This is a genomic window from Sphingomonas sp. CFBP 8765, from assembly GCF_014841445.1.
GTDB classification, from domain to species: domain Bacteria; phylum Pseudomonadota; class Alphaproteobacteria; order Sphingomonadales; family Sphingomonadaceae; genus Sphingomonas; species Sphingomonas aerolata.
In genome coordinates, this window is record NZ_JACYTY010000004.1 from 386,939 (window position 1) to 400,351 (window position 13,413).

Genomic DNA, 13,413 nt, shown 5'->3' on the forward strand with positions numbered 1-13,413 from the left:
GCGGCGGCGCGCTCGATGCGCAGGGGCCGCCGCCGCATGACGATCACTTCGCCGCGATCGCCTTCGCCACGACTCCGCGGTGCATGACGAAATCGACCTGCGTTAGCCGGTTGACGTCGTCGAGTGGGGACCCCCGCACCGCGATGATGTCCGCGGTCTTGCCGGGCGCGAGCGTGCCGATATCGTCCCGCCCCAGCAGATCCGCCGCGCCGCTCGTCGCCGCGGCGATGGCTTGTGCGGGGGTAAGACCGTTCTGCACGAGCAGCGCGAATTCGGTCGCATTGTCGCCGTGCTTCGACACGCCGGTATCCGTACCGAAGGCGACCTTGACGCCGGCCGCATAGGCACGGCGATGGCTGGCGGCCATCGCCGCGGCGGCGGACTCGGCCTTGACGATGGTGGCCGCGGGCAGGGCGCCGCCGCGTGCCTGCGCCAGTGCCGCGACCGGTGCGATCTCGGTCGGCACCAGATAGGCGCCCCTGGTCTTGAAGAGGCGGATCGTCTCGTCGTCGAGAAACGTGCCGTGTTCGATCGAATCGACCCCCGCCTCGAGCGCGGCGCGGGTTCCCTCGGTCGCGTGGCTGTGCGCCGCGACCTTGCGGCCGAGCATGTGCGCGGTGTCGATGATCGCGCGCATCTCGTCCGGGGTCATCGCGCGGCCTAGGCCGCCGCTGACGTTCGACAGCACGCCGCCGGTCGCCGCGAACTTGATGACGCGGGCACCGAGCGCGACCTGTGCCCGGACCGCGCGGCGGCAGTCATCGGGCCCGTTGCAGACATTGACCTCGCGACCATGGACCATATTGGCGAATTCCTCGGCGAGGCCGTTGCCGCCATCGCCATGACCGCCGGTGACCGAGATCATCTCGCCGGCATTGGTGATGCTCGGACCTTCGATCGCGCCTGCATCGATCGCGTCACGCAAAGCTCGGATACCGCGCGGATCGCCGCCAAGATCGCGGACCGAGGTGAACCCTGCGGCGAGCGTCTGCCGTGCATTGGCGACCGCGGTCATCTCGTCATCGAACCGGTCGCGGGTCATCGCCTCGAGCCGCGCACGCATCGGGTCGCCGCCGATGCCCCAGAGATGGACGTGCATGTCGACCATGCCCGGCATCACGAACGCGGTGCGCAGGTCGACGAGTGTCGCGCCGGCCTCAGGCGCCACGAAGCCGTCACGCAGCGCGGCGATCTTGCCGTCGCGGACGATGATCGTGGTCGCGCCACGCGGCGCCTGGCCCGGCCGATCGAGCAGCGTGCCGGCCTGGATATAGGTCACAACCGGTGGCGCCGTTTGCGCGTCGGCCGGCATCGCGGTCGCCGCGGCCAGCGCAACCAGTATCGCGGTCTTCATGTGTCTCTCCCCTTTGGTGCATGCTTGCCGATCCGCGACGTCCGGGCAAGCGTCGATGCGTGACGACGACCGTCCGCCAACACTCGCTCAAAGCTGCACTTGAGAACCAATAGCAATACGTGATAGTGCGGCATCCGTGATCGGGGGGGCTGAAGGCAGATGATGATCGTTCGAGACTGCGCGCAATGACGCTGCGCCGCGTGCTGTTCCAGATGCACTGGTTTCTGGGGATTACCGCGGGGTTCGTGCTCGCACTGATGGGTGTGACCGGCGCCGCGATGGCGTTCGAGGACGAGATCATGGCGGCGCTCAGCCCAGGCGTGGTGACGCTCGCACCGCTGCCGAATGGGGCGGGCGATGCGGCACGGCTATCGCCCGATGCTCTGGTTCGGGCCGCGTCCGCGCAGCGCGGGGGCAAGCGGGTGCAGGACCTGACGATCGAGCGCGATCCCACGCTCGCAGCGCAGGTGCGCTTCGCCGCGAAGAAGGGCCAGCGCGGTGGCGAGCGCAGCTATATCGATCCGCGGACCGGCCGGTTGCTCGGCACCGCCATCGGCGCGGGGGTGTTTCGCACGATCGAGAATCTGCATCGTTGGCTCGCGCTGCCGGGTGGACGCAACGGCATCGGCAGCCAGCTGACCGGCCTGTCCGCGCTGGCGCTCGTCTTCTTCGCGGTGTCGGGGCTGTATCTGCGCTGGCCGCGCCACCCGCTCGACTGGCGGGCGTGGTTCGTGCTCGATCTGCGCAAGACCGGGCGCAACCTGTACCGTGCGCTTCATGCGGTGATCGGCGGCTGGGTGCTCGTCTTCTACCTGCTGAGTGCGGCGACTGGCCTCTGGTGGTCCTATGACTGGTATCAGCGGGGTGCGCGGTACATGCTGACCGGTACGACCGAGCGGCCGGAACGTGGCGGGCGCGAGGGGCGCGCGCCAGGTGGCCGTCGCGGCGACCGGGGTGAGGTGGCGGAAGAGTCGCGACCGATCGCCCCGGCCTGGGCGGGGTTCCGGCGTAGCGAGGGTTCGCGTTTCGACCGGGTGACGATCACGGTCCCGCAGGGCGCGGCACCGGTGACGATGCGAATGGTGCCGTTGGGCGCGCGGTCCGACCGGATGACCGACGAACTCCGCTTCGATGCGCGGAGCGGCGCGCTGACCAAGGCGGAGCGCTATGCCGAGCGCGGCGTCGGCGAGACGATCGCGACCAGCATCTACCCGCTCCACACGGGGGCATTCTTCGGTCTGCCCGGGCGGATCGCGCTGTTCCTGACGAGCCTGACGATGCCGCTGTTCACGGTCACCGGCCTGCTGCTGTATCTGGGCCGCCGGCGGACCAAGCGGGCGCTCGCGGCGGTCGCGGTTCCCGCCTCGGCCGACAACGGCGGGGCGGACCGACCCGGCGTGCTGGTCGTCCACGCTTCGCAGACCGGCACTGCCGAACGTCTCGCACGGCTGAGCGCTGCGGCGTTCCCGGGTGCTGCGATCCGGCCGCTGGCGACGGTGTCGCCAGCCGATCTGCGCGATGCCGGCACCGTCCTGTTCGTCGTCGCGACCTATGGCGAGGGCGATGCGCCCGACGCTGCCCGGGCGTTCGAGCGCCGCGTCATGGCCACGCCGGCCGATCTCGACGGGGTCCGCTACGCGGTGCTGGCGCTGGGCGACCACGAATATCCCGACTATTGCGCTTTTGGTCAGCGCGCCGACTCGTGGCTGCATGCCAGTGGGGCGCAGCGCCTGTTCGACCGGATCGAGCTCGACGCGGCCGATGCGGACGGCGAACGCCAGTGGCAGCAACAGCTTCACGCGATCGGCGCGGATCCGGCGCAGCCCGACTGGCAGCCGGCGGACTATGCCGCCTGGCCGCTGGTCGCGCGAACATGGCTCAATCCCGACAGCCCGGGCGCGCCGATGTACCGGGTCGAGCTCGGCATTCCCGCGGGCACGCGCTGGGCACCGGGTGCGATCGCCGAGATCGAGCCGCGTCACGATCCGGCCCGCGTCGCGCGGTTCCTGGCCGATTGCGGGATCGTCGATGACGGCCGGGTCGCGGCGGGACTCGCCAAGGCTACGCTGCCCGATCCCGCGACGTTCGATGCCGGGGGACGGGATCCATTGGCGCTGCCGCCGCTTGCGCATCGTGAATATTCGGTCGCGTCGCTACCAGAGTCGGGCCGTGTCGAGCTGCTCGTGCGGCAATGTCCCGCAGCCGATGGCGGGCTCGGCATCGGTTCAGGGTGGCTGACGGAAGTGGCGTCGATCGGTGATCCTATCGCCATACGGCTTCGCGCCAATCCGGGGTTTGCGACACCGATGGATCCGGCGACCCCGCTCGTGCTGATCGGCAACGGCACCGGCCTCGCCGGGTTGATGGCGCATCTGCGCGAGCGGGCGCGGACCGGCGGCGCGCCCGCCTGGCTGCTCTATGGCGAACGCAGCAGCGCGTTTGATCGCCCGCTCGCCGCCGAACTCGATGCGCTGCATGCCGCGGGTACGCTCGAGCGGATCGACCGTGCCTTCTCGCGCGATGCGGGCTGCGGGCGCTATGTCCAGGCGCTGGTCGCGGAACAGGCCGACCGAATGCTCGACTGGGCGAACCGGGGGGCGGCGATCTATGTCTGCGGCAGTCTCGTCGGGATGGCCGGCGCGGTGGATGCCGAACTCCGGATCATCCTCGGCGACGACCGGGTCGAGGCGATGAGCGAGGCCGGGCTGTACCGCCGCGACATCTACTGACCGCCGTCGACCTCAGCGCCGGTTCCGACCGGGGATGTCAGTCGACATCCCCGTGTCCGTGGCCGACGGTGATGCGTGCGCCCGTATCGGCGCCGGCGCTGCCGCTCTCCCACCAATAGGCCTGGCGCTTGCGCGTGCCGGTGATCGTCTCGTTCAGCGTTGCCGCATCATAAAGGCGGCCGCCGAGCATGACCTGCGCGACCTTGTCGCTGTTGCGGATGTCGCTTGTCGGGTCGGCGGTCAGCACGACCAGATCGGCGAGCTTGCCGGGTTCGAGCGATCCGACGTCCTTGGCGTATCCCAGCGATCGTGCCGATTCGATCGTACCCGCACGCAGCGCCTCGATTGGGCTGAACCCGCCCCGGACGAAGCTCCACAACTCCCAATGCGCGCCAAGCCCCGGCTGCTGGCCGTGCGCGCCGATCGCCACGGGCACGCCCTTGACCGCGAGCTTGCGCGCCTCTCGTGCGGTTGCGCCATCGACATAATCCTCCTCGGGCGCGATCTCGCGTCGCGCATTCTGCGCCGCGAGCAGTGCCGGCGGCGCATGGCGGGCGAGCAGCGGATGCCGCCACACGTCGCTGTGCGCGCGCCAATAGGGATCGCCCGCCGGCCCACCATAGGCGACCACGAGCGTCGGCGTGTAGCCGACCGTCGTCTGCGACCAGAGATCGACCACATCGGCATAGAAATGCTCGAGCGGGACGTTATGCTCGACCGTGGAATTGCCGTCCTGCACCAGGCTCATGTCGAGCGTGAAGAGCGAGCCGCCCTCGGGCACGACCTCCATGCCTTCCGCCTGCGCGGCCGCGACGACCATCTGGCGCTGCTCGCGGCGTGGCTGGTTGTAGTTCTTCACGCTGCGAGCGCCCTGCGCCTTGAGGCGATGGACGACGGCGAGCGCGTCCTCATAGGTGTCGATCTGCGCATAGACGTCGGGCGCTTTCGCGCCATAGACGATCTCGCCGGTCGAGAAGGTGCGCGGGGCAAGCAGCATGCCGGCCTGCTGCATCTCGGCCGCCGGGAAGATTTCGGCGGAGCGCGACGACGGATCGTGGATCGTCGTGGTGCCGAGCGCGAGGTTCGCCATCGCCGACCAGTTCTGCTGCGGTACGATCTCGTCCTCGCCCTGCGGACCATGCGCATGCGCGTCGACCAACCCGGGGATAACCGTCTTGCCCGCCAGGTCGACGGTCTTCGCGCCTGCGGGAATGGCGATCGTACCACGTGGCCCGACCGCGACGATGCGGTCGCCGCGGATCAGGATCGTGGCGTCGTCGATGATCCCGCCATCGGCCTTCGCCATCGTCACGACGCGTGCGCCGGTCAGCGCCACCGTCGCGTCAGGCTTGGCGGCGGCGATGTCCATCGACAGCGAGGTGCCGGTGCGCGGCGCGACGAACTTCGGCGCGTCCTCACCCTTCGGCGTCGGCACCGCGCGGAACAGCGCCGCGGTCTCGGCCGTGTAGAGCGTCGGGCCCGCGCTCCAGTGGATCTGCCGGCCGTCGTTCGACCAGTTGATGAAGTCCGCACCGTCGCCACTGACGCGGGTGACGGGCAGGGGGCCGCCCTTGGCATCGGTCTCGACCGCCTGGCGTCCCGGCATCAGCGGCATCACGAACGCCTCGTAATTCTGACGGAAGGCGACGTAATCGCCCTGTGGTGAGATCTGATAGTCATTGACCAGCTCGCCCGAGGCATGGACGCGGCGGTCCTGTCCGTTGAGGTCGGTGCTGATCAGCTGGCGCTTGTCCTTCTCGGTCGCCATCAGGAAGACGCGGTCGTTCGCCGCCCCGAATTGCGGGCCGCTCGCCTCCTTGGCGATCCGCACCGGCGCACCGCCGCTGGCGGCGACGCGGTAGGCCCCGGCGTCTGGATTGCCCCGCGCCGCGGTCAGCCCGCCGCCGGGGCCCTGTTCGAACACGATCGTGCGCGCGTCGGGTGAAAAGCGCGGGCGGCGATAATGGCCGGCGACGGTCGTGACGGTGCGGGGCAAGCCGCCGCCTGCCGCGATCGTCCGGATCTGGCCGAGGCCCGTGTCCGTCCAGCCGACGAACACGATCTGGCGGCCGTCGCGCGACCAGCTCGGGAACAGTTCGAATTCGTCCGCGCCGCGCGTCAGCCGCGTCGCGGTGCCACCCGCAACGGGCTTGGTCCACAGCTTGCCGAGCGTCTCGAACACGACGGTGCGGCCATCGGGCGAGACACTGGCCCAGCGCGGCATCTTCGTCGCGAACCGGTCGGGTGCGACCGCGATCTGCGGATGGACCGCATCGACGATGACGCGCGTATCGTCGATGCGGAACGGGATCACCGCCGCGCCCGAGCCGTCGGGCGCCACCCGGCGCAGCTTGCCCCCCGCCCAGAAGACGATCGCCGTGTCGCCCGGCGTCCAGGCCATGTCGGGATAGACCCCGGTAACGGCCCATGTCTCCTGCACGTCGCGGTCGAGCGGACCATAGATCATCCGTTCGACGCCGGTCGCGAAGTCCTTCACCCATAATTTGGTGACGTTGTTCTCGCGCCGGACAAAGGCGATCCGCTTGCCGTCGCGCGACGGGGTCGGCCGGACCGAGCCGCCAACCCCGGAGACCGCGGTGCTGACCTCGCCGCTGTCGACGTCATAGCGTTCGATATCGAACAGGTCGGTGCGCGAATTCTGCGCATATTCGAAGATCGGGCCGGGCGAGATGTTGCGCGTGTAGAAGATGCTCTTGCCATCGGGCGCGTAGATCGGCTCGCCCAGTTCCTTCTGCAGCACCTCGCTCGCGCGCTTGACGAGCTGGACGCCGCCGCCACCCGAGACGTGATAAAGCCAGATCTCGCCCGTGCCGAGCGAGCGGCCGGTCGTGAAATGCTTCTTCGCGGCGATGAACCGGCCGTCCGGGCTCCAGCTCGGCTGGTTGAGCAGGCGGAAATCCTCGTTCGTCACCTGGCGCTTGTCGCTGCCGTCGACGTTCATCACCCAGATATTGTCGCCACCGCCGCGGTCCGACGTGAAGGCGATGCGGCGGCCGTCGGGCGAGAAGCGCGGCTGATGCTCGAACGCCAGCCCCTTGGCGATGCGTCGCGGCGTGCCGCCCGTGATCGGCATGGTGTAGAGGTCGCCGAGCAGATCGAAGGCGATCAGCCGGCCGTCGGGCGAGACGTCGACGTTCATCCAGCTGCCCTCGTCGACACGCAGGGCGACCTCGCGCGTCTTTAGTCCACGCGGCTGCATGACGTCCCAGACCGGCGGCTTGGCGGACGATTTGGATGTGGCAGCCGACGCATTGGCGGGCACGGCGGCAGTGACCGGGGCTGCGGCGACGGGCTGAGGCGACGGGTTGGGGTCGGCGCGGGTCGTCGCGGGGGTGGGCACCGTCGCCTGATTCTCGGGCGCCTGGGTCCGTTCGACGGGCCTGGCGGCCGGTGGCGGCGTGGTCTGTGCGGCCAGTTCGGTGGCGACGAGGCAAAGTGCGATGGCGGTCAGTGCGCGGTGCTTCATGGTGTAGAGATCCCCCCTTGTGCGGCAGGGTCTAACCGATTGATCGCGATCGTCACTCGCAAATTTCTTTTATCAGGTCGCTTCTCGTCCTGTCGTCGTCATTCCGCTCTCCACTGGTCCTGGACGTGTTCTTCGCCGGTCACAAGTGGATGGAAGGCGAGAGCACGTCACGCCGGGTCTAGAGCGTCGCGTCGCAAGCAAGTTTATCCGCCTTGCTTGCGCTTTGGACGCGTTGATCGACGACCTATAGCAATGACCCCAGCGGATACAGCTCCATAGGGGACGAACTTGCAACCGAAGCGGAATGGTGCGGCCTGAGGAACGCAAAGTGCTGTCATTGATACCGATTGAGACCGTTACGACACAAAATCCATACCGCGTGTCATTTCTGAAATTATTGGTATTGTTTTGATATTTGGGACGTGACAGCATGTGCCTGTCCGAGGGTCCGGATGGTGATGCCGAACAAGGTCAGCAAGGTCACGGGGCGACAGATCCCGATGAAAGGGCGTCCTGTTGTTCATCGAACGCTTCCGAACAGGGTCGGCGGCAAACGATACGATGCATCACCATCCATGTGACCCGATCGGCAACATGGGGGGTAATGGAATGGTGCTGTTCAAAGGGTTTCTGACTACGACATGTTGCGTCGCGGCGTTGTTTGCGATGCCGGCTCAGGCGCAGGCCCAGGCGTCGGATACAGGCGCGGCCGATGGTGCGCAGGAAAGCCAGACCGCGATCGGCGATCCCGTCGCCTCCGCCAAGCTCGCTGCAGATGCCGAACGCACCGGCGAACGGCGGGAAGCGTCGGACATCGTCGTCACCGGCACGCGCATCGCGCGGCCGAACAACCGGTCCGCCGCACCGATCGTGACGACGACCGCCGCGGAAATCGCGGCACAGGGCGCGACGACGATCGAGGAGGTGCTGAATCGCCTGCCGCAGGTGCAGGTGAACTCGGAACAGAATTTCAGCGATTCCGAAGGTCGCCAGCGCATCAAGCTGCGCAGCCTGGGCTATGAGCGCACGCTGACGCTGATCGACGGTCTTCGCATGGGCCTCGCCAACACGGTCGATGTCGGCATCATCCCCAACGCACTGGTCGAGCGGATCGACGTGCTGACCGGTGGTGCCTCGTCCGTCTATGGATCCGACGCGGTGTCGGGCGTCGTCAACTTCGTGCTGAAGAAGAATTTCGAAGGCATCCGGCTCGACGCGAACTACAGCTTCTACAATCACGACAATGGCAGCAACGCGGTCACCGAGGCGGCAGGTCGTGCGGGTTTCGCCGCCAAGCGCGGATTGACCAATGACGGTGGTCGTTCGGACGTCAGCCTGGCGGCGGGTACCAATTTGTTCAACGACCGGGTGAACATCACCGGGTTCATCAATTACCGCCAGTCCAATCCGATCGAACTTGTCGATCGCTCCTATTCGGTTTGCGAGGCGGTCCAGCCGACCAACACCTCGCCGCTCGGTTGTTCGCGTGCAAGCTTCACGCCCGCCGGTACGATCATTCCGCAGTCGGGGCCGCGCGCCGGGCAGATCTTGGTCAACAATCCCAACGGCAACGGGACCTTCATTCCGATCAACAGCGGGCCGCAGGGCTCGTCGGCCAACCCCTATGACAATTGGGCGGTCCAGCGCGCGTTCAACCGCGTCAACCTTGGCGGTTTCCTCACCGCCAAGATCACCGATGACATCGAGCTGTACGGCAACGGGCTGTTCTACCGCGACAAGTCCTACAACACCCAGCTCAACCGCACCTTCAACTTCGGTGCGTACGGCTCGGACCCGTTCCGCGTGAATTGCGACAACGCGTTCCTGTCGACCTCGCAGGCACGGGATCTGTGCGGCGACAACGCCGGTGTCGCCGGACAATATGCGCCGATCGACGTCCGCTATCGCTTCGACGGGCTGCCACTGGTGCGGCAGCGCTTCACCAACGAGGGCTATCGTATCGTCGCGGGGCTGCGCGGGCGCGGCTTTGACGGCGTGTGGTCGTACGATGTCGCGGGCATGATCTCGCGCGCGCGGCTCGACACCATCGACGTGCCGTTCGCGCGCTTCGAGAACATCAATCGCTCGCTCGACGTCGTCCGGGTCAACGGCACGCCGACCTGTCGTGCGGTCGTCAACGGGACCGATCCGTCCTGCGTGCCGTTCAACGCGTTCGCGCCGTTCAACCAGGATACGGCGCTCAACCAGTATCTCTACGGTGGCGCGACCGGCGGGATCAGCACGCGCATTCCGCGCCTGTTGCAGTTCGTCGGCACCGTCAGCGGCGATCTGGGCCGATACGGCATTACCTCGCCGCTTGCGGACCAGGGCATCGCGATCGCGCTGGGCGCGGAATATCGCGAGGAGATGGAACGCACGATCGTCAACGAGGTCTTCCAGCAGAATAACGGCGGCGAGAACCAGCGCTTCACGCAAAGCATCCTCGAAGCCAATGCCGAGGTCCAGGCACCGCTGATCGAACACCGCCGGTTCGCCGAGCTGTTGCAGGTCAACGCCGGCTACCGCGTGTCGCAGTACAACCGGCTCGACGGCAAGTTCGATACCTGGAAGGTCGAGGGACTCTGGTCGCCGGTGGCGGACATCACGCTGCGCGCCTCGTACAACAAGTCCCAGGCCGCACCGGGCGTCAGCACCGCGCAGGGTGCCGCCAACATCTTCTGGAACCAGGGCTTCTATGCCGATCCCTGTGCGCCGCGGATCGATCCGTCGAACCCCAACGGCGCGCGACTGGCGCCGTCGGCGACGCTGCAGCAATGCCGCAACACCGGCCTTGCCGACAATCTCTATGGCAGTGCCTCGCTGATCTGCCCTGACGATCGTTGCACCGTGCGCGAGGGCGGGTTCAACCTGACGCCCGAAAGTGCCTTCACCAAGACCTTCGGCGTCGTGCTGCGCCCACGCTTCATACCCGGCCTGACGGTGTCGATCGACCGCTGGCTGATCGATCTGAAGGACCAGCTCGACTTCCTCCAGCCGCAGAACATCATCGGCGAGTGCCTTGCGACCGGGAACGAATATTTCTGCCGCGGCATCGTCCGCAATCCCGGCACCGGCACGCTCTCGAGCTCGCCTGCGACCAGTCCGTCGACGGGCTGGGTGGCTCGCGGCTCGGCCAATGGCTACAAGTCGCAGTCGCATGGCTGGGATTTCCAGGGGCAGTATAATGTCGGTCTGGGCGGCGTCGGCCGGCTCGACATGAGCTTCAACGGGACGCTGATGACCCGCGTCGGCTCGCAATCGTCGCCCACGATCGAACCGCGCAACTGCGTGGGATATTTCGGCAATCTCTGCGGCGAGAGCATGCCGCGCTGGAAGCACCAGCTCCGCACCACCTGGACCGCGCCCGACAGCACGACCAGCCTGTCGGTCAACTGGCGCCACCGCGGCGCGATGCCGCTCGATATCTACGCGCCCGAGGACACCGGCATCCCCGCCCAGGACGCGAGCGCCCGGCGCGATCAATATCCGGGTGTCGGTTCGTACAACTGGATCGACGTCGCGCTCAGCTTCGACATCAACAAGCAGATGACGTTCCGGCTTGCCGCCAACAACATCTTCGACCGCGATCCGCCGCTCATCCCGGACAGCCGTTCGCGGATCGGGCTGCTGCGCGGCAATACCGTGATGGGGTATGACCTGCTCGGCCGGCAGCTCGTCGCAGGGGTCTCGCTGCGGCTGTAACGTTACCGACTGACGTGATCGCCGGGGTCCGGATAAGGACCCCGGCGATGTTTCAACGTGCTACGGTCTGCGAACGCCGGATTTTAGCAGCCGCTAACGCCCCGGCTCCGTCGCCCCCGCTGGCGACAGCAAAGCGGCGGCGACGGGCTGTTCCGGCGTTGCGAACGCCCCTTTGGCGACCGGCAGCAGCATTCTGCGCGCTTCACCCCGAAGGTCGCGGGCGATCAGCTCCTCACCGAGTTTCAGTCTCGGACCGGGCGCGGCGGGCGCCGACTGAACGATCTTGTACAGCCCCTCTACCGCGACATCCGGGGCCTGCTCGCCCGCCGTTACAAAGCTGTCGTGATACGCGATCAGCGCGAGGCTGCTCTCCGGGTCCAGGCGGTTGGCCCTGACGATGAAACGTCTCGCGTTTGCAAGCCGCTGCCGACGTTCGACGGCGGGAGCGCGCACAGCCAGCTGCGTCAGCGCCGTGCCTTTCCACACCAGCGCGCGTGTTTCCGTCGGTGACTGTGCAATCGCCCTCTCAGCGGCTTCAAGACAGGCTTCGGGATTGCCGGTGCGGCATTCGGCCTCGGCCAGGAGCAGATGGTTTTCGGTCAGGGCGGGGAAGCGTGTCGCGTTGTCGCGAAGCCGGTCGAGCCACGCGGAGCGCCGTGCGAGCGCCTTCTCACGGTCGGGGCCGGCGTCGGGCACCTCGATCCGCGCGCCGAGTTCAAGCCGGCCACGGATCAGCCCGGCCTCCGCGAGGGTCAGACGGCGGATGCTGGGTTCCGGCGCGCGATTGGCCGGAAAGGCCATCTTTTCAGCCTGTAATTTGCGGCCTCGGTAGGCGGTCACGGCGCTTTGGAACTGGCTCGGATTGCCAAGGGCGCTCGCGGCGGTCGGCAAGTCGTCACCCCGTGCTAGGGCTTTCAGATAATCGTGAAGCCGCGGCTTCCACTCCTCGGAGAAATACAGAAGGTGGACCAGCCGCCATGCGTGATAGGGCGTCCAGGCCCTACCCTTGCCCGAGAGATAGCGCCCGTCGAGGATGTGCGTGACCGGATACAGACCGTAATGATGCATGACCTTCGCGTAGCCAGGCGGAAGGTGGCCATATTCCACGAAGTCGTCGCCGGCTTCCATCGTCGCGAACAATTCTCCGAACCCCTGAAGATACCAGCGCGGATACGCTGCCGGAAAATAGGTCATCAGGTAGTTCTGGGCGAAGGCGGCATACACGCGGGATTCGGCCCATTGGCAAAAGGCGATCTCGTTCACCGCGAGCTGTCCGAGAATCTGGTTCACGTCGTACGTCGGCTGTCCGGTCGCCGTCACCCTGGGGCTTATGTAGTAATCAACGATTGGAGGGTTTCGGTCCTGCTCGCGCGTACAATTGCGGCTCGTCTTGCGGCCGACTGAGGGCTGAAGAACCAGGTTCACGCCCTCCTCGGTCGTTGCGAGCACCGACCCTTCCTCGCGCGGATCATAGTAGATCGTCTTTTCGAACGCCTGCGGGAAGGGACCATATTGCCAGCGCAGCTCGGTCAGTCGAAGCTGTTCGAACGATGCGACATCGCCGATCATCGTCACGGCGATCTTGATCGTCTCGTCAGGCTGATCCACCCGGCCATGAAGGACCGAGAGCAGGAAGTGCAGCTTTTCGAGATTGTGCGCGGTGCGCCGCAACGCAGTTTCGTCGCCCTGGCTGAACACGACGACGTGCGGCGTTTCCGCCATTCGCCACTCGCTCAACTCCACCTTCGACTCGCGGCTTCGGTTGCCCGTGACGACGATGGTCGAGTCGCCATTCTTCACCGGTGCCGCAAGCTGCGCCTGCGCCGGGACGCTGACGGCCACACCCAGGATGAAGAGCAACCACCGCTTCATTTGTCTGAAGCCCCGCATTACCTCAAAGCATTCGGATGTACATGAAGCTCCTGACCGAGCCCGAAATCAAGTCATTCCGAGACCAGGGTACCGGTACAGACGATCTTCAAGCACCGTCTGTAAGAATGCTTGCTCCCATTCTGGACGTCCGGGCTCACCCGGTGCCCTGACAGTCACTCCGATTTACTAGCGCTGTTTATGAACCGGTTCGGTTCTCCGGGGATGCGAACGCGCCGGAGACGTGGCCTTGGGCGCTGTCATTAGCCTAA

General features: G+C 66.7%; 6 protein-coding genes. 3 read left to right on the forward strand and 3 right to left on the reverse strand.

Annotated features, from left to right (window positions below):
• Window positions 1-43 precede the first annotated feature (43 nt).
• Window positions 44-1,354, reverse strand: a complete 1,311-nt coding sequence (locus IFT87_RS13045; RefSeq protein ID WP_192008763.1) for a metal-dependent hydrolase family protein — start codon at window positions 1,352-1,354, stop codon at window positions 44-46.
• A gap of 185 nt (window positions 1,355-1,539) precedes the next feature.
• On the opposite strand from IFT87_RS13045, the gene IFT87_RS13050 reads away from it, so the two are divergent.
• The gene (locus tag IFT87_RS13050; RefSeq protein WP_192008765.1) at window positions 1,540-4,083 is read left to right on the forward strand and encodes a PepSY domain-containing protein; all 2,544 of its coding nucleotides are present in this window, start codon (window positions 1,540-1,542) and stop codon (window positions 4,081-4,083) included.
• A 37-nt stretch (window positions 4,084-4,120) separates the two neighbouring features.
• Here IFT87_RS13050 and IFT87_RS13055 read toward each other — a convergent pair whose 3' ends face one another.
• The gene (locus IFT87_RS13055; RefSeq protein WP_192008767.1) at window positions 4,121-7,570 is read right to left on the reverse strand and encodes an amidohydrolase family protein; all 3,450 of its coding nucleotides are present in this window, start codon (window positions 7,568-7,570) and stop codon (window positions 4,121-4,123) included.
• A 609-nt stretch (window positions 7,571-8,179) separates the two neighbouring features.
• Here IFT87_RS13055 and IFT87_RS13060 point away from each other — a divergent pair.
• Complete coding sequence (locus IFT87_RS13060; protein WP_249403334.1) at window positions 8,180-11,272, forward strand: TonB-dependent receptor plug domain-containing protein; 3,093 nt, start codon at window positions 8,180-8,182, stop codon at window positions 11,270-11,272.
• Window positions 11,273-11,365: 93 nt separating this feature from the next.
• Here IFT87_RS13060 and IFT87_RS13065 read toward each other — a convergent pair whose 3' ends face one another.
• Complete coding sequence (locus IFT87_RS13065) at window positions 11,366-12,847, reverse strand: hypothetical protein (RefSeq protein WP_192008768.1); 1,482 nt, start codon at window positions 12,845-12,847, stop codon at window positions 11,366-11,368.
• Window positions 12,848-12,886: 39 nt separating this feature from the next.
• Between IFT87_RS13065 and IFT87_RS13070 the strand changes: the two genes are divergently transcribed.
• Window positions 12,887-13,189, forward strand: a complete 303-nt coding sequence (locus tag IFT87_RS13070) for a hypothetical protein (protein WP_192008770.1) — start codon at window positions 12,887-12,889, stop codon at window positions 13,187-13,189.
• Window positions 13,190-13,413: the final 224 nt, after the last annotated feature.